Raw genomic sequence first — 16,985 nt, forward strand, 5'->3', positions numbered from 1 at the left:
CCCGCCGTGAGGCCGGGTCCCCGCATTGATTCAAGGCTGAAGCGAAACGGGCCTTAAACCGCCATCACCGAAACCGCCTTGGTGACGAGATACGCTTCCATCGCTTCCGGCCCGCCTTCAGACCCGTATCCGGAATCCTTGACGCCGCCAAACGGCATTTCCGGCGAAGGCGTCGCGGGCTGGTTGATCCACAGCATGCCGACTTCCATCTGCTGCGAAAGCAGATGCACGTTCTTGAACGACTTCGTGAACGCATAGCCCGCCAGCCCATACGGCAGACGATTGGCTTCGCCGATTGCCTCTTCCAGCGTGTCGAAGCCGCGCACCGCCGCCACGGGACCGAACGGCTCGTTGTTGAACACGTCGGCTTCGAGCGACACGTTCGTCAACACCGTCGGCGCGAAGAAGTTGCCTTCCGAACCCACGCGCTCGCCGCCCGTTGCGACCGTCGCACCCGTCGCGCGCGCGTTTTGGAGCACCTTGTCCATCGCGGTGAGACGGCGCGCATTCGCGAGCGGCCCGAGCGTCGTGCCTTCCGCGAGACCGTCGCCGAGCTTCAGGCTTTCCGCGTGCTTCACCAGCGCCTGCACGAATTCCTCGCGGATGCTGTTGTGCACGAGGAAGCGCGTCGGAGAAATGCAGACCTGCCCCGCGTTGCGGAACTTCGCGCCGCCCGAAGCCTTTACGGCCAGCGCGACGTCCGCATCCTCCGCGACGATCACCGGCGCGTGGCCGCCCAGCTCCATCGTCGCGCGCTTCATGTGCGAACCCGCGAGCGCGGCAAGCTGCTTGCCGACCGGCGTCGAGCCGGTGAACGTCACCTTGCGGATGACCGGATGCGGAATCAGGTAGCCGGAAATCTCGGCGGGGTCGCCGAAGACGAGGCCCACCGTGCCGGCCGGCACGCCCGCATCGACGAACGCCTGCAGCAGGCCGGCGGGCGACGCCGGCGTCTCCTCGGGCGCCTTCACGAGGAACGAGCAGCCGCTCGCGAGCGCCGCGCTCAGCTTGCGCACGACCTGATTGACCGGGAAGTTCCACGGCGTGAATGCGGCGACCGGTCCGATCGGCTCCTTGATGACGAGCTGCTGCGCGGACAGGTTGCGCGACGGCACGATCCGGCCATACACGCGGCGCCCTTCATCCGCGAACCATTCGATGATGTCCGCGGCCGCGAGCACTTCGACGCGCGCTTCCGGGAACGGCTTGCCCTGCTCCTGCGTCATCAGGCGCGCGATGTCCGCGGCGCGCTCGCGCACGAGAGAGGCGGCCTTGCGCATCGTCGTGGCGCGCTCGTTGGCCGGCACCTTGCGCCATGCCTCGAAGCCTTTCTGCGCGGCTTCGAGCGCACGGTCCAGATCGGGAATGCCGGCGTGCGCGACCTTGCCGATGGGCTTGCCCGTCGCAGGATTGACGACGTCGAGCGTCTTGCCGCTCAGGGCGTCGCACCACTCGTTGTTGATGAGGAGCCGGGTATCTGTGTAGCCTGAAGTAGCCATGTCGTGTTCCTTACGGTTGAAGGGCCGCCGCTCAGTGTATGCAACCGGGACGCAGCGGCCGGATGATGCAGGACCAACATCGATCTTATCCGATTGGGCAAAAATGCTCAGGAGCGCCCCCCGGATCACATCGATGCGTCGAGCATCGTCAGATAGTCGTCGGGCGAGGCTTCGCGCGGATTGGTCTTGTGGCTGTGGTCCTTCAGCGCGCCCGCGACGATGCGCGGGAACATCTCGCGCGTCACGCCCAGTTCGGCGAGCCCGGCCGGCAGACCGAGCTTCGCGGTCATCGAGCGGATCGCCGGGCCGACTTCTGCGCCGGTTTCCAGGCCCATTGCCTGGGCGATGCGCTGGAGCTTGCCTTCGTCCTTCATCGACGAAGCCGCGCTGTTGAACGCGATCACGGCGGGCAGGAAGATCGCATTGAGCGTGCCGTGATGCAGGCGCGGATCGATGCCGCCGAGCGAATGGCTCAGGCTGTGCACGCAGCCGAGCCCCTTCTGGAACGCCAGCGCGCCCTGCATCGACGCGCTCATCATGTTCAGTCGAGCCACGCGGTCGCTGCCGTCGCGCGTTGCGCGCTCGATGTGGCGCCACGCGCGCCAGAGTCCGTCGAGCGCGATGCCGTCCGCAGGCGGATTGAACGCCGGCGCCATGAAGGTTTCGAGGCAATGCGCGATCGCGTCCATGCCGGTGGCGGCCGTGAGCTTCGGCGGGAGGCCTGCGGTCAGGTCCGGATCGCAGATCGCCACCTTCGGCACGACATGGGGCGAAATCACGCCGGCCTTGCGTCCGTCGTCGAGAATCAGGATCGCGCCGCGGCCCACTTCGCTGCCGGTGCCGGCTGTCGTCGGGATCGCGATCACGGGCGCGGTCGCCGACGTGATGCGCGCCGCGCCGCCTTCGATCAGCGCGAAGCTTTGCAGCGGGCCTTCATGCGTCGCGCACACGGCGACGCCCTTCGCCAGATCGATCGACGAGCCGCCGCCCACGGCGATCACGCCGTCGCAGACGCCCGCGCGGTAGGCCGCGACTGCCTCGCGCACGGCCGATTCGTTCGGATTCGGCGGCGTCCGGTCGAATACCGCTGCGGGCGTCGCGCCTGCGAGTGCGGCGAGCACGGTATCGAGAATGCCGGCGGCACGAATGCCCGCGTCCGTCACGATGAGCGGACGACGAATGCCGATGCGCTTGCATTCGCCGGCAAGCAGCCGGATCGCGCCGCAGTCGAACTGGATCTGGGTGATGTAGTTGATGAGGGACATTGATTGATGACGCGAAGTTATACGAACGGGAGATTCACCAGTATAGTGCGCGATCTGACGCCCCGATATTGACGACTTTTGATACCGTTATAACGTTTCCTCAAGGCAGGCGCTTCGGGCCGCATCCGCATGACACCCACGCTCAACTCGATCATCTCCCGATTGCACGTCAAGCAACTGCGCCTTCTGATCGCGCTCGGAGAACATGGCTCGCTGCTGGGGGCCGCGAAGCAGCTCGCGTTGACGCAGCCCGGCGCGAGCAAGGCGCTGCACGAGATCGAAACGACTTTCGGCACGCCGCTCTTCGTGCGCACGAATCGCGGACTCGAACCCAACGCGGCCGGTCATTGCGTGCTTCGCTACGCGCGCCTCATCCATACCGATCTTGCGCATCTGCGCGAGGAGATCGTCGGGATCATGCGCGGGGCTGGTGGGCGAGTGTCGGTCGGCGTCATCATGGGCGCCGTGCCGCTACTGACAGACGCGATCACCGCCGTGATGGAGGAACAGCCCGAGATGTCGGTGGAGATCGTCGAGGACACGAGCGCCACGCTGCTCAGCCTGATCGATGCCGGCCGGCTCGACCTCGCCATATGCCGTACCAGCGTGAGCCAGACGCCCTATTTGTACGACAGCGTGTTCGTGCAGGACGAAACGCTCGCGGTCATCGCGAACACGGCGCATCCGCTTGCGCGGCGCCGCCGTCTTTCGCTTGGCGATCTCGCTCGTGACCGGTGGATCGTGTATCGCGCGAACATGCCGATGCGCGTGTTGCTCGAACGCGAATTCCACGACGCCGGGCTGCGGTTTCCCGCACATCTGCTCGAAACGACATCGGCGTTCGCAACGCTTTCGCTCTTGCAGAAGAATGCGACACTGGTCGCGCTGGTTTCGGTCGACGTCGCGCGGTTTTGCACGGAGCACGGCGTCGCATGCACGCTGCCGCTAAAGCTGTCATCGCAGAGCGAAGCGTATGAACTGGTGACGCGGCGCGATGCGCCGTTGTCGCCGGGGGCGCGGATGCTGATGGGGGCGATCGTGGGGGCGGGTGCCAGGCAGCGGCGGTTCACGGAATGAACCGCCGTCGTGCGTTTGCACTGAAGCCCTGGGCCACGACAGGAAGGGATTCCATCAGTTGTTGATCGTCGGTCATGCTGACGAACCCGCTTTTCCACACCTGGAACTCGGCCCGGAAAAGCCTGTTCCCATACGAAACGTTGCTCTCCAGCGACCAGGACTTCTGATCGAGCGATTCGCGCGGCGGTGTCGACGCGCCTACGTGAATCGGCAACTGATATTGCTCGGCCGTCGTGAGCGCCCGAGTGAAGTCGAGTTCCGCGGGCGACTCAAGAAGCGTAAAGGAGCTTTCGTCTCCCTGCACTGCGGTGCAAAAAAACTTCGCGAACTGCCGCACGTTGTCTGCCCGGCTCAAATCGACGGTACCGACGATGTTCAGTTTGTGAATGGGCTGAGACGTGCCATCGAGAAGCACGCATCCGTGCGCTGACTTGCAGAACGTTATCAACCCTTCGACGCCATCGAGGCCGCACGACTCCGCCTCGCACAACAGCGCGTCCGGATAGAACAAAGGCTGAAACGTGCGCACGCGAGTGACCGGACCCGAGTTGATCCACTGCGAATCCCGATTCAGCGCCCGGACGAGTTCCTCGATCAGGGTCGCCGCCTCTTCTCGACCAAGCACTGTCCACTCGTCTGCTTCACCGACGATAGGGGCCATGGGCCACGGCTTGTCCGTTGACGCAATCAACGGTTCGCGTATGGACGCGGCCAGCCGATCTCCGCGCAACCATTCGATTTGCGGCGTCCCCGACACGGCGTCCTGCCTGCCGTCGTTCACCACGTACTCAGTCCAGAGCGGCAGACTGGCCCCTTGCTCCTGAAGCAATCGCACGATCGAACCGTGGCCGGCATATCCGGCGTGACACAGCGCTGTCCAGCCCTTCTTGTCAACCGCTTGCCGCTCGCTCTCATCCAGCGCATTCAGCAGCAGCAGGACTATCGGATACTGGCCTTTGCGCGCAGCGGCCATGAGCGGCGTGTGACCACTGGCGTTGGCTATCCGGCCGTCCGCCCGGTGGTCGGACAAAAGCAATTGCACGATCCCCTCCTGGCCTTGCCCTACCGCGTGCATCAGCACCGTGCTGTTTTTCTTGTCCGCTGCATGCGGATTCGCCCCGAGGCCGAGCAGAAGCCGCACGGTGCTCTCGGTGCTGCCCGCGATCGCCATCATCAACGCCGTGTGGCCGGCCTTATCCGCTGCATCCAGTTTCGATCCGGCATCGACAAGCAGCTTGACGATCGCATCCTTGCCGTTCAGGGCCGCGCGAATGAGCGGTGTCCGGCCGTCGTCGTCGCCCGCGTCGAGGTCGGCACCCCGTTCGATCAGCAGACTGACGTGGTCGACGTGCCCCGCTTCCGCCGCCATGGCGAGCGCAGTTCTGCCCCACTTGTCGGCGGCATCGACGTCGTCGGCGCCCCCTTTGTCGAGCAGGACGCGCAGTATCGCCGCATCGTCGGCTTGCGCGGCGATCACCAATGACACGCGCCCGTCCGAATCCTGCATGACCGGACTTGCACCCGCGTCCACCAGCAACTGTGCGCACGCGGCGGACCGGGTGGCCGCATAAGTGAGCGCGTCTTGCAGGAGCTGGCTTCGCTCTTCGGACGCTTCGATCCGGGAGACGAATCCGCCGAGTTGGCCGGCATCGCCTGCGGACGCCGCCGCCAGCACCAGTCCTCTTGCGACGTCAGCGGGCAAGCCCTGGGAGAAATCGCCCAGATGATTCAAAAGGAGATCGGCGATCTCGAGATGCCCGCGGTGACTGGCCCAGGCAGCGGCGTCGAAGCCGGTGGGATGATGGCGCAACGCCGGGTCGGCGCCGAGTTGCAGCAACAACTCCACGGCTTCCCGCTTGCCGGCGAACGCGGCGCACACGAGCGGCGTCGAGCCGGCCGCTGCCTCGATATTGACGTCTACGCCGACTTCGACAAGCCGGCGAATCTTGTCCGCCCTGCCCGCGAGCGCAGCGAAATGAATCGGGGTGAATCCGCGTGCCATCATGACCCACGCGTTCGCGCGATTGAGCACGCCCGCGTCGGCACCGACTTCCCCTTGCGGAGCCGCAGTTCCGCCTTCAGACTCGCCCCAGATTGCGTCATAGAAGGGTGCAAAGGACTCGTCGTCGGACAATGGACGCTTGGCCACGAGCCCTTCCTTGAGCAATTCGTCCACTTCGCTGATTTCACCGCGGAAGATGGCATCTTCGATTCGCCGCTCTTTCGCCTCCTTGTCGGATTCGGAAAGGAGGTCGGAAACCAGTGTTCGACGACTGTCCCGGAATCGGGACGGATGGCCTGCGAACAGTGCTTGCGCGGCCTCGAGTCGTTCCGGAGACAGCAGGTACGCCGGCGAGCGCCAGTTGCGATCCCAGCGGAGCGCTTCGCGCTCGATCTCGCGGATCTGCTGGATCTGATGCTTGTTTTCGCCGAGCCACTTTCTCAGCAGTGGCCACTCGTCGAAATACACTTCGTGCGCCAGGGTCAGCGTGTCCGCGCTTTCTCGCTCTTCGGTGCGCAGGAAAAGCTGCCACACCAGCTCCTGCTCGACGAATTCCGACGGATCTTCGAGCGTATCCGACGCGAACAACGCGATGACGTCGCTACGCCTCGCGACCTTCGACACGGGCAGCCCCTCGTCGTCCACGTCGACGATCAACGAAAACAAGGCCAGCAGCCGGTCCTCCCCCAATCCGTACTGCGCCAGTTTTTCAGACAACTGTCTCGCCCTGCGATCCAGGATGCCGCGCAGTCCTCCTTGCCGCTCGTATTCCGCGAGCGTCATGGGCGCCGTGCGGCCACTGCGCTCATACAGGTCGTGCAACGTCAGCGCCAGCAAAGGCGTCGCGTTGCGCTGATCCTCGAAGTCTTCGATCAGCCGGTCGACCAGGGCAGCCTCCGGACCTTCGACTCCGGCGAAGATCGCTGGTCCCTCTATCACGTCGCGCAGATAGACGATCCGCACGTGGTCGACGGGCCGCTCCAGCCATTCGATTCCCTGCGGCGAACTGAGCGCTGGCCGACGCGCCCATTCGCCCTTTTGGTCGACCCGGTGCGCAATGATCACATGACTCCTGGGCACGGCGGCGAGGGCCACGAGAATCCGCTGGAAATCTTCGATTTCCTTCGCAGGAGCCGAATAAAGCCGCTCGAACTGATCGATAAATAAATACAGCCCGGAATAGTCTTCCAGCGCCTTGTTCAAGGACGCGACCTGTTTTTCCGGAAAGTGTTTGATTGCAAGCGTGGTTACGCCCGGGAGAAAGCCCTGCAGCAATTCGGCGAGTTGTTGTCCGGGCTGACCGCTCGGACGCATGACCGCGGTTTTGGCGTCGGAATCGAGCCGCCCCAGAATGCCCGCATTGACGAGCGACGATTTCCCGACACCCGACGCGCCATACAGCATGATGAACCGGTTGCCGGCTTTCATGGCCGCCTGAATGGATGCGATGTTTTGCTCCCGTCCGAAAATGCATTTGGCATATTCCAGGGTGAGCGGCATCAGTCCGGGATACGGATTGAGCGAGGGCAATGCGCCGCCGCCAGTCGTTTGAGCGGTGCGAAGCAGCGAAATACTTTTTTCGTATTTTTCGCGGATCGCGTCCATAAGCGCCTTTTCAAGCGCCGACAACAGTTCCGCGGCATCCGCAATTTCGACGATCGAGGTCTGGATATAGTTCAGCGGTATTTTCGTATCGCCGCTCGTGATTTTGAACGGTGCCTTTAACCATGCATGCATCCGGTCGTATTCTTCCAGCGCTTTTTCGTAGCCGTCCTTGCGCTGCTGCGGCGGAGTATCGTTCAGGAATATCTTGAAGTTGTTCGCGCCATTTATTCCCTCCATGCGCTCGCAAATTTCCCCGATCGTCCCGTCGCCAATCCTGTTACTGAGGCAAACGATAAAAAGATCGGCCTCGCTGGGTCTGAACTGCTTTGAAAAAATGAGCTGATTCGGGTCGGCGAATGCATCGAGGAGAATCCGGTCGTTCTCGTCGTCCCACATGCAAATCTGCAATTCGAAATATTTTTGCCATGGACCAATATTGACGGCCTTGATGGACAGATCTCTGATGCCGGCAGCCAGTTTGCGTGCTGAACTCGGATACGAAAGAAATAGTCTGAAGGTTTCACGCATCTGACTGACTCCTCTCGCTGATAACCCGACGGGGATATTTTCAACGAAGTATAGAAACAAAAACGAGGAGTCGGATCAGGTATCGTACGACGTGACGCATGCTGCTCGCCGGCCGGTCAGGACATCGCATTCGCGCCGCGCCTCCTCTTCGCCAGCCACCGCACTGCCAGCAAACACCCGACCATCACCGTCAGCGACAACACCGTCGTCATCGTTCCGAGCGCGTAGATGACAGGCGTGGTGACCGACGTCGTCAGCCCCTGAAGCTCCAGCGGCAAGGTGTTCTGCTCTCCGATCGCCTGCGAGGTCCGCGCGATCTCGTCCCACGACAGCGTGAACCCGAACATCCCGACGCCGATGACCGAAGGCCCGATGATCGGCAACACGACATGCCTGAACGTCTGCCACGGCGTGCTCCCGAGATCGCGCGACGCTTCCTCGTAAGCCGGATTGAAACGGTTGAATACCGCGAACATCACGAGCAGCCCAAAGGGCAACGTCCACGTGAGATGCGCGCCGAGCGCCGACGTGAAGAGCCCCATTGAAGTCGTATAGCCATCCGCGAACGACTCGAATCCCCAGGCCGTAGCGAGATACTTGATGCCGTTATCCAGCAGCCGGAACGTCAGCCCGATTCCGAGCGACACGATGATCGAAGGCATGATGAGACTCGCCACCGACACATAGAACACGGCCGTGTCGCCGCGAAAACGCCGCCTGAATGCCAGCCCCGCCGCGACCGAGAACAGCACCGTCAGCACCGTCACCGCGAGCGCGAGCCGCACGGAGCGCCAGAACGCACCCCAGATGTCGATATCGCCGACGCCGCTGCGAAGCGCCTCGAACCAGTTCAGCGACACGCCGCGCATCGGAAATGTCAGGCCGCCTTCGGGGCCCTGAAACGAGAGAATGAAAATCGTGATGACGGGACCATAAAGAAACAGCACGAAGAGCCCGAACACGAGCGCGAGCCAGTAGAAGCTCGCCGGCCGATGCTCGCGGTGATGCGTGAGTGCACGCGTGGCCATGTCAAAGCTCCTTGCGAATGTCGACGACACGTGTCAGCGCCCACACGATCATCAGCACGACCGCGAGCAACACCACCGCATTGGCCGCAGCCGCGGGAAACTGCAGATATCCCGTCTGCACCTGGATGATCTTGCCGACCGATGCGATCTGCTGCCCGCCCATCACGCCGACCGTGAGGAAGTCGCCCATCACGATCGTGATCACGAAGATCGAGCCGATCACGATCCCGGTCTTCGACAGCGGCAACACCACGTCACGGATCACCTGCCATCCGCTCGCGCCCGCGTCGCGCGCGGCTTCCAGCAGCGAGCGGTCGATGCGCATCATCGCGTTGAAGATCGGCACGATCATGAAGAACGTGTACAGGTGCACGAACGCGAGGGTCACTGAGAAGTTCGAATACAGCAGCCATTCGAGCGGCTGATCGATCATATGCGCGCCGATCAGCGCCTGATTGACGAGCCCGTTGCGGCCGAGCAGCGGAATCCACGAGATCATGCGGATCACGTTCGACGTCCAGAACGGAATCGTGCAGACGAGAAAGAGCACGGTTTGCATCGCCGTCGTGCGCACATGAAACGCGAGGAAGTACGCAATCGTGAAGCCCAGCACCAGCGTGACGGCCCAGACGATCGCGCAGAACTTGATCGTCGACCAGTAGGTCTTGAACGTGACGCACATGTCGGTCATCGACGAGCAGCCGTCGAAGATCGCCGCGTAGTTCTTCAGCGTGAACGCCGGGATGATCTGGTACTCGTTGAAGTCCCAGAAGCTCACGATCAGCGTGATCAGAAGCGGCACGATGAAGAAGAGCGCGAAGGTCAGCGTGAGCGGCGTCGCCTGCAGCCATGCGCTCACGCGCCGGTGACGTACCGGCGCGTCCCCGGCGCTGGGGAGGAACTCGATTGAAGCCATTGGCGGTGTCCGTCCAAAAGGCAGAAGGCAAAGGGCGGCGGCCGGCGTCGCGCCGGCCGCGTGTCAGGCGTGAAGGCGAGCGTGCTAGCGTGCGAACGTCACGCAGCGATGAACTCGTTCCACTTTTGCACCATGTAGATGTTCTCGTCCATCACGGCGTTCCAGCAGGCGATCGCGCCCATGCGCTGCGTGTACGAGCCGCCGTCGCGCACGGTGCCCGCCTTCTCGAGCAACTGGCCGTCGGGCGCCTTGATGTCTTGCGCAGCCGGCTTGCCTTCGATCCAGTAGTCCCACTCGTACGGCTGCATGTGCGTCTTCGCGGTGTCGAGCACGCCCGAGTAATAGCCCTGACGCATCAGATAGGCGCCCGCCCAGCCGTCCTGGAACCAGTTGACGAACTCATACGCGGCATCGAGCTTCTTGCCCTGCAGCGAGCGCGGAAACCCGAAGCCCGACGCCCACGAGCGATAGCCTTCCTTGAGCGGCTGGAACGTGCAGGCGACGCCCATCGTGCGCACTTTCGTGACAGCCGGCGACCACATCGACTGGATCACGACCTCGCCCGATGCCATCAGGTTCACGCTCTCGTTGAAGTCCTTCCAGAATGCGCGGAACTGACCCGCACGCTTCGCCTCGATCAGGATCTTGATGGTCTGGTCGATCTCGGCCTTGGTCATGTTGCCCTTGTCGCCGTACTTGACCTGACCCATTGCCTCGATCGCCATCGCCGAATCCATGATGCCGATCGCCGGAATGTTGAGGAGCGCGGCCTTGCCCTTGAACTGCGGGTTGAGCAGGTCGGCCCACGTCGTGACCGGCCGCTTGATCAGGTCCGGGCGGATGCCGAGCGTGTCCGCGTTGTAGGTCGTCGGGATCAGGGTCATCCATTCGGTGGGCGTCGACGAGAATTCGGTCGAGCGCGCGCCCTTCAGGAACATTACCTTCTTCGGCGCGGTGCCCTGGTCGCCGATCTTCTTGCCGTTGATCTCGCCTTTGGTCAGCACCGGCGTGATCTTGTCGGCGAGCTTGATCTTCTTGACGTCCATGCCCGCGAGCGTGCCGGACGGAATCAGTTTCTTGAGCGAGAAGTATTCGGTGTCGACGATGTCGAACGAGTTCGGCTGCGTGATGATGCGCTTGGCGACATCGTCGGTGGTGACGGGGATGTACTGGATCTCGATGCCCGTGTCTTCCTTAAACTTCTTCGCGATGTCCGCGCTCTGGTTCACCGCGGTGCCCAGATAGCGCAGCACGATCTTTTCCTGCGCGTGCACATACGGAAAGCCGGCGATGCCCGCCGCCGCGACCGCGCCCTTGATGAACGTGCGGCGCGACAGGCCCTTGTCCGTCTCGACGGATTCGGGCGTTGCCGGGCTCTCTTTGGATTCGCTCATTGCTCTTTCTCCTCGTTGAAATCGTCTTCGGGTCCGGCGTTTTTGGTGTTCGTGTTCGCTCTCATGCGGCAAGCGGATGCGCGTTCTGCTCGTCCCACCAGACGGTCACGCGCGCCTCGGGACCGAAGCGTTGTGGATCGTAGTCGGCGTCGCTCACGAGCGACACGAGTTCCGGCGAGCCATCGAGCGGATCGAGTGTCATGCGCAGATGGGTGCCCTGATACTCGGCCTCGCGCACGGTGCATGCGACGCCGCCGATACGGCTCAAGCCTCGCTCGCCCGCCGCCTGCACCGGCGTCACCCCATGCGGCGCGATGCGAAGGTGATCGGCGCGCACGGTGAAGAGGCGCCCGTTCGCGCCGAGCACATTATGACCACCGAGAAAGCGCGCGACGAACTCCGTGCGCGGCCGGTTGAATACGTCATGCGGCGTGCCGCTCTGTTCGATATGACCGTGGCTCATCACGACGACGAGATCGGCCAGCGCCATCGCTTCTTCCTGCGAGTGCGTGACGTGCACGAACGTGATGCCGAGTTCCTTCTGCCAGCGCTTGAGTTCCGCGCGCATCTGCACGCGCAGGAACGGATCGAGCGCGGACAGCGGTTCGTCGAGCAGGAGGCAACGCGGCTGGTTGAGCAACGCACGCGCGAGCGCCACGCGCTGCTGCTGGCCGCCCGACAACTGCGCGGGCTTTCGCTGTGCGTATGCCGACATCGCGACGAGTTCGAGCAGTTCGCCGGCGCGCTTGCGCCGCGCGTCCTTCGCGACACCGCGCATCTTGAGGCTGAACGCGACGTTGTCGAGCGCGCTCAGATGCGGAAAGAGCGCATAGCTCTGAAAGACCATCGCGGTGCCGCGCGACGCGGGTTCCTCGCGTGTGACGTTGCGTCCGCCGATGAGGACGTCGCCGTCCGACACCGACTCGTGACCCGCGATCATCCTGAGCGTCGAGGTCTTGCCGCATCCCGAAGGGCCGAGCAGGCAGCAATACTCGCCGCCGGGAATGCGCAGATCGATCGAATCGACTGCGAGCGCGTCGCCATATTGCTTGGAGACGTGGACCAGTTCGATATCCGCGGCGGAGGTGTGTACCACTGTTGATGCCGGCTGAACCATGAAGGGCATGTCCTTGAGGGCGGAACGTTGGGAACGCGTGCGGACGCAGTGTTTGCAAAAGGTATGCCATTGCTTGCGACGCCGTGCCCCTGACGTTCCATCGACTCGTCAAGCCGCGTGTCTGCGAACTGGCGCGCATATTGCACACGAACCGCTGCCCCGATCGTTGGCGATTCATTGCATCAGTTCTGTGCGATAGCGGTGCGAATCTCGTCCGCAATGGGGCACGTTCGGGCCAAACCGGTTCATCCATATCAACAACGTCCACCGGCCTCTCAAAGATGAACGACTCACGCAATGCGCCACTGCATTCCCGAAGCGGGTTCGGTCCGCTCGCGACGCATGGCCGCTTTCCGTATCGTCCAATCGTCGACAGCGACAACTTTCGCTGGCCCAACGGCAGCGGCCTCGCGGTCTATCTCGGCTTCAACATCGAGCACTTCGCGTTCGGCGAAGGACTCGGCGCGGCGCTCGGTCCCGTCTCGCCACAGCCTGACGTGCTCAACTACAGCTGGCGCGAGTACGGCAATCGTGTCGGCGCCTGGCGCTGCATCGATCTCTTCGACGACCTGGACCTGCCCGCGGGCACGCTCATCAACACTTCGCTCTACGACCACTGCCCTAAACTGATCGATGCCTGCGCGGCGCGCGGCGACGAACTGATTGCGCATGGACATACGAACGCAGAGCGGCAGAGCGATCTCGACGAGGCGGCCGAGCGCGCATTGCTTCTGCACTGCCGCGAACGAATCGCGGCGCATTCGGGCACGGCGCCTGCGGGCTGGCTTTCGCCGTGGATCTCCGAGTCGCATGCGACGCCCGATCTGCTCGCCGAGACCGGCTATCGCTATACGCTGAACTGGTGCCACGACGACCGCCCCGTGCGCATGGCGACGCGTGATGGTGCGCTCTGGTCGATTCCCTATCCGCAGGAACTGAACGACCTGCCGATGATCGTCGCCCGCCAGATGGACGCCTGCGCGTTCGCGGACATGATCGTCGACCAGTTCGACGAGATGCTCGAACAGAGCAATCGCAAGCTTCGCTCCGGGGCCGCGCCGCAAGCGCTCGTCATGGGCATCGCGCTGCATCCGTACATCGTCGGGCAGCCGTATCGGCTGCGGCATCTGCGCCGCGCGCTCGCTCATATCGCGGCGGCCCGCTCGCGCGGCGACGTGTGGATGACGACCCCGGGAAGGATCGCCGCCTTCATGGACGAAGCAACGCTCGCGACGCAGCGAACCGCATGAAGCAGGCGAGGAACAGCGTGGACGTCGACGCCCGCATCTATCAATCCATCTTCGACGGTGTGTTGAACCGCCGCCTGACGCCAGGAACGAAACTGCCCGAGCCCGAACTGTGCCAGCTGTTCGGCGTCGGACGCGCGGTCGTGCGGCGGGTGCTGGAGAAACTCGCTTATGACGGCATCGTCGAGCTTCGGCCGAACAAGGGCGCGGTGATCGCCGAGCCGACGCGTGAGGAAACGCGCGAGATCTTCGAGGCGCGCCGCGCGGTGGAACGCGCTCTGATGGAACTCGCGGTCACGCGTGCAAGCGGCGCGGACATCGCCGCGTTGCGCGAACAGCTCGCCGAAGAGCACGACGCGATGCATCGCTTCGATCAGCCTTCATGGGCGCGGCTCGCGAGCGGCTTTCACCTGGCTATCGGCGCGCTTGCCGGCAATACGATCCTGCTCGACTATCTCACGGAGCTGGTTTCGCGCTGTTCGCTGATCGTCGGCGTGTACGAGCCCAAGGGCAACGCGCCCTGCGAGCACGACGAACACACGGCGATCCTCGATTGCATGGAAAGGCGCGATACCGCAGGCGCGGTCGCGCACATAGACGCGCACCTTCGGGGACTCGAAGCGCGCATCGAAACGTCGCGCATGCCGGGCGAGAAAAGCCTCGGCGCATTGCTCGGCCTCACAGGCACATAGGCGGTCCACATGGAAATCGACTTCGAAGCCATCACCGAATATCAGCGCTACAAGCTGATGGCGAGTCTCATCGTGCCGCGCCCCATCGCGCTCGTCACCACGCTCGGCGAGGATGGCACCGTGAATGCCGCGCCGTTCTCAATGTTCAACATGCTCGGCGAGGAACCGCCCATCGTGATGATCAGCGTGAATCGCGTCGCTGATGGCACGCTCAAGGACACAGCCGTCAACATCGCGCGCACGGGCGAGTTCGTCGTGCATCTGTCCGACGAGGCGATCGCGGAGAAGATGCATCGATGCGGCGAGCGGTTTCCGCCGAACGTGAGCGAACTGGAGTCGGTCGGGCTCACGCCGGTGGCAAGCTCGCGCGTCGCGCCGCCGCGCATCGCTGAAGCGCCGGTCGCATTCGAATGCACGCTATGGGAGACGCTCGAGACGACGAGCCGGCACATCTTCATCGGCAAGGTGCACCGGCTGCATGCACGCGACGAACTGATCGACGTCGAGACGTGGCGCGTGCGGCTTCAGCACTATTTTCCTGTGGGTCGCTTTGGCGCGAGCGATTATGTGACGACGCGCGACCGGTTCACGCTCGGCTGAACCGGGGACACGGACGGCCTGGGAAGCGAAATCTTCCCTAGCGCCAGTCGAGCAACACGAATTGCGCCGCGACGATCGCGAGCCAGTGCGCATTGTTCTCGCGAAGCGACTGCAGCAGTTCAGCGAGCAAGGCCGTGTGATCGACATCGGCGCCGCGCTCTTCGAGCTGCTTCGGATACGCCTTCAGCGCCCGGCTTCTCACGAGGTATTCGGAGGTCGCCGTCTCCACCTTGTCGGAGAGGCTTTTGTCGAAGAGCATCTGGAAAGCCGATACACCGGGAATGCCGATCTTCTTCGATTCCTCCTGCACCTCGTCGTATTCCTCGAGCACCGTTTCGACCATCGCCACGCACTCCTCGCGGGACGGCGCATGGTATTTCGCCTCCAGATAGCGCGGTTCGAGGATGTCGAAGCGTATGCGCAGGATCAGCCTGACGAGCAGGACGAAGGTCGCGAGCTGACCGGGCATGGCGTCCGGCATCTTCCATTCGAACATGGGCCGCAGCTTCTGGCTGTTCGCCTCGACGAACAGCAGGGTGAGCCGCCGCAGCAGCGACTGCACGACCTCGCTCTTCGAGATCAGCGGGATGAAGATGCCGTGCTCATTCGCGAAGGGCGAGAGATGCGGCGGCAGCGCGCCGGACACGAGCGACGGAATCTCGCGCTCCAGTTCGCCCGGCCATTCGACGGAATCGCCCAGCATCGCCGACACAGCCGACCAGCTCACCGTCGCATCGGGCCGCATGCCGATCAGCTTCATGCCCTCGCCATTGCCCTCCACCTGCGATTGCGCGGGATCGAGCTTGTGGTTCCTGTCGTAGGCGAGCGAGAGCTGGATGCGTCGCGTGTAGTACTGCGGCTTGATCGATGCGTTCGCGAACAGTTCCGCCAGTTCGCGCGCCGCCGTCCGGGCGGTGTCGTAGTAGTCCCCGGCGAACTTGCCGACCTCGTCGTTGAGTGGCTCGCCGCGGCTGAACAGGCCTTTTACGAAGACATCGCGGAAGAACTTGAGGATGCTTTCCTCGGTCGCGTCGTAGCCCTGATACTGGTCGAACATGCCCGGCAGCTTCAGGTCGGGATTGCGGATCGACACGACCGTCTTCTCGTCGACGACCGTGAAGCGCGCGAGTTCGTAACCGGGCCAGCCGTTGTCGACCGACGCGCTCGGGTACAGGTAGATGAAGGCGTCGGCGTCGCGCGTGTTCAGGTTGATCCATTCGCGCCACTTCGTGCCGCCCGGCATCTCCTCGTTCACGCGCACGTCGATCAGGCCCGGCGATGGACACAGCGCGAGCATCGACATTCTCAGACTCTTTGCGATGTGCGCGAATTCCGATGTGTGGCTTAGGAATATCTTGGCGGGCATCTGCGTCTCCTGGGTCGCCCTGCTCGCCTGCCGATGCGCGAGCCAGTGCGCGGCGTTCGCCGGCCTTCCTACCATAGTATTCCTGATCAGCGTCCATACGCCAAAATCGCGCTCCCAGACGCAATCGATTGCGGCGGCGTTGCATGGCGACGTGCCCGGCGGCCAGAAAGCGCTCCCTTGGCATCTGCGCTACGATAGGCTTTTCCCATCCACCTTCGATTCGTCCCGACCCTCGCCATGTCCGAACGACGCCGCTATCGCCGCAAGCCGGATCAGTTCGTCGTCGCCGTCCCGCTGCGGCTCGAGACGGACGGCTTCGTGTTCCGCAAATGGGGCGGCGAGCAGCGCTGCAAGCAGGGCGACTGGATCGTCGACAACAACGGCGAAATCTACACCGTCGACGCGGAAGTTTTCGCGCAAATCTATCGGGAGGTTCATCGCGGCGCTTATCGCAAGATCACGCCGGTATGGGCCGAGGTCGCCGAGAACGCTGGGCAGGTGTCGACCAAGGAAGGCCAGACGCATTACGAACGCGGCGATTACCTCGTCTTCAACAACGAAGACGGCACCGACGGTTATGCGATGAAGGCGGAGAGATTCCAGTCGAGCTACGAACTGGACGAATAAGGCGGCGCCGCATCGGGCGCCG

The 16,985-nt window shown here is 63.3% G+C and carries 13 protein-coding genes; 5 read left to right on the forward strand and 8 right to left on the reverse strand.

The genetic code is table 11. From position 1 onward, the window contains the following. Positions 1–53: 53 nt before the first annotated feature. Positions 54–1,499 (reverse strand): NAD-dependent succinate-semialdehyde dehydrogenase, encoded by a 1,446-nt coding sequence (locus AWB81_RS27945; RefSeq protein ID WP_062639765.1) that lies wholly within the window; start codon positions 1,497–1,499, stop codon positions 54–56. Positions 1,500–1,624: 125 nt separating this feature from the next. After that, the gene (gbd, locus tag AWB81_RS27950; RefSeq protein ID WP_062639766.1) at positions 1,625–2,764 is read right to left on the reverse strand and encodes a 4-hydroxybutyrate dehydrogenase; all 1,140 of its coding nucleotides are present in this window, start codon (positions 2,762–2,764) and stop codon (positions 1,625–1,627) included. A gap of 129 nt (positions 2,765–2,893) precedes the next feature. Here gbd and AWB81_RS27955 point away from each other — a divergent pair, with 129 nt between their 5' ends. Beyond that, complete coding sequence (locus AWB81_RS27955) at positions 2,894–3,841, forward strand: LysR family transcriptional regulator (RefSeq protein WP_062639767.1); 948 nt, start codon at positions 2,894–2,896, stop codon at positions 3,839–3,841. Here the strand turns inward: AWB81_RS27955 and AWB81_RS27960 are convergent. The 5 genes from AWB81_RS27960 to AWB81_RS27980 form a co-directional block, all read right to left on the reverse strand. Further along, positions 3,831–7,976 carry an nSTAND1 domain-containing NTPase gene (locus AWB81_RS27960; protein ID WP_062639768.1) on the reverse strand — a complete coding sequence of 1,382 codons (4,146 nt, stop codon included), beginning with the start codon at positions 7,974–7,976 and terminating at the stop codon, positions 3,831–3,833. The two genes, AWB81_RS27955 and AWB81_RS27960, sit on opposite strands and share 11 nt — an antisense overlap. Before the next feature lie 116 nt (positions 7,977–8,092). Continuing rightward, positions 8,093–9,004, reverse strand: coding sequence for an ABC transporter permease (locus tag AWB81_RS27965; RefSeq protein WP_062639769.1), 912 nt, complete (start codon positions 9,002–9,004; stop codon positions 8,093–8,095). Position 9,005: 1 nt separating this feature from the next. Beyond that, positions 9,006–9,920 (reverse strand): ABC transporter permease, encoded by a 915-nt coding sequence (locus AWB81_RS27970; RefSeq protein ID WP_062639770.1) that lies wholly within the window; start codon positions 9,918–9,920, stop codon positions 9,006–9,008. A 98-nt stretch (positions 9,921–10,018) separates the two neighbouring features. After that, complete coding sequence (locus AWB81_RS27975; protein WP_062639771.1) at positions 10,019–11,314, reverse strand: ABC transporter substrate-binding protein; 1,296 nt, start codon at positions 11,312–11,314, stop codon at positions 10,019–10,021. 61 nt (positions 11,315–11,375) lie between these two features. Further along, the gene (locus AWB81_RS27980) at positions 11,376–12,431 is read right to left on the reverse strand and encodes an ABC transporter ATP-binding protein (protein WP_062639772.1); all 1,056 of its coding nucleotides are present in this window, start codon (positions 12,429–12,431) and stop codon (positions 11,376–11,378) included. Positions 12,432–12,712: 281 nt separating this feature from the next. On the opposite strand from AWB81_RS27980, the gene AWB81_RS27985 reads away from it, so the two are divergent. Genes AWB81_RS27985 through AWB81_RS27995 form a run of 3 tightly spaced genes read left to right on the forward strand, consistent with a single transcriptional unit; the run spans position 12,713 to position 14,970 of the window. Further along, complete coding sequence (locus AWB81_RS27985; protein WP_062639773.1) at positions 12,713–13,681, forward strand: polysaccharide deacetylase family protein; 969 nt, start codon at positions 12,713–12,715, stop codon at positions 13,679–13,681. After that, positions 13,678–14,370 carry a GntR family transcriptional regulator gene (locus tag AWB81_RS27990; RefSeq protein ID WP_062639774.1) on the forward strand — a complete coding sequence of 231 codons (693 nt, stop codon included), beginning with the start codon at positions 13,678–13,680 and terminating at the stop codon, positions 14,368–14,370. Before AWB81_RS27985 ends, AWB81_RS27990 begins: the two co-directional genes overlap by 4 nt. A gap of 9 nt (positions 14,371–14,379) precedes the next feature. Next, the gene (locus tag AWB81_RS27995; protein ID WP_062639775.1) at positions 14,380–14,970 is read left to right on the forward strand and encodes a flavin reductase family protein; all 591 of its coding nucleotides are present in this window, start codon (positions 14,380–14,382) and stop codon (positions 14,968–14,970) included. Between the two features lie 37 nt (positions 14,971–15,007). On the opposite strand, the gene AWB81_RS28000 is transcribed toward AWB81_RS27995, so the two are convergent. Then, positions 15,008–16,336 carry a hypothetical protein gene (locus AWB81_RS28000; protein ID WP_159938948.1) on the reverse strand — a complete coding sequence of 443 codons (1,329 nt, stop codon included), beginning with the start codon at positions 16,334–16,336 and terminating at the stop codon, positions 15,008–15,010. Positions 16,337–16,573: 237 nt separating this feature from the next. Here AWB81_RS28000 and AWB81_RS28005 point away from each other — a divergent pair, with 237 nt between their 5' ends. Beyond that, positions 16,574–16,963 carry a hypothetical protein gene (locus tag AWB81_RS28005; RefSeq protein WP_062639777.1) on the forward strand — a complete coding sequence of 130 codons (390 nt, stop codon included), beginning with the start codon at positions 16,574–16,576 and terminating at the stop codon, positions 16,961–16,963. Positions 16,964–16,985 lie beyond the last annotated feature (22 nt).

The organism is Caballeronia arationis, from assembly GCF_001544975.2.
GTDB lineage: Bacteria > Pseudomonadota > Gammaproteobacteria > Burkholderiales > Burkholderiaceae > Caballeronia > Caballeronia arationis.

Bases quoted from the DNA above. Each gene is read 5' to 3' on its own strand.
- AWB81_RS27945 (WP_062639765.1), bottom strand. From the start codon at position 1,499: ATGGCTACTTCAGGCTACACAGATACCCGGCTCCTCATCAACAACGAG.
- gbd (WP_062639766.1), bottom strand. From the start codon at position 2,764: ATGTCCCTCATCAACTACATCACCCAGATCCAGTTCGACTGCGGCGCG.
- AWB81_RS27955 (WP_062639767.1), top strand. From the start codon at position 2,894: ATGACACCCACGCTCAACTCGATCATCTCCCGATTGCACGTCAAGCAA.
- AWB81_RS27960 (WP_062639768.1), bottom strand. From the start codon at position 7,976: ATGCGTGAAACCTTCAGACTATTTCTTTCGTATCCGAGTTCAGCACGC.
- AWB81_RS27965 (WP_062639769.1), bottom strand. From the start codon at position 9,004: ATGGCCACGCGTGCACTCACGCATCACCGCGAGCATCGGCCGGCGAGC.
- AWB81_RS27970 (WP_062639770.1), bottom strand. From the start codon at position 9,920: ATGGCTTCAATCGAGTTCCTCCCCAGCGCCGGGGACGCGCCGGTACGT.
- AWB81_RS27975 (WP_062639771.1), bottom strand. From the start codon at position 11,314: ATGAGCGAATCCAAAGAGAGCCCGGCAACGCCCGAATCCGTCGAGACG.
- AWB81_RS27980 (WP_062639772.1), bottom strand. From the start codon at position 12,431: ATGGTTCAGCCGGCATCAACAGTGGTACACACCTCCGCCGCGGATATC.
- AWB81_RS27985 (WP_062639773.1), top strand. From the start codon at position 12,713: ATGAACGACTCACGCAATGCGCCACTGCATTCCCGAAGCGGGTTCGGT.
- AWB81_RS27990 (WP_062639774.1), top strand. From the start codon at position 13,678: ATGAAGCAGGCGAGGAACAGCGTGGACGTCGACGCCCGCATCTATCAA.
- AWB81_RS27995 (WP_062639775.1), top strand. From the start codon at position 14,380: ATGGAAATCGACTTCGAAGCCATCACCGAATATCAGCGCTACAAGCTG.
- AWB81_RS28000 (WP_159938948.1), bottom strand. From the start codon at position 16,336: ATGCCCGCCAAGATATTCCTAAGCCACACATCGGAATTCGCGCACATC.
- AWB81_RS28005 (WP_062639777.1), top strand. From the start codon at position 16,574: ATGTCCGAACGACGCCGCTATCGCCGCAAGCCGGATCAGTTCGTCGTC.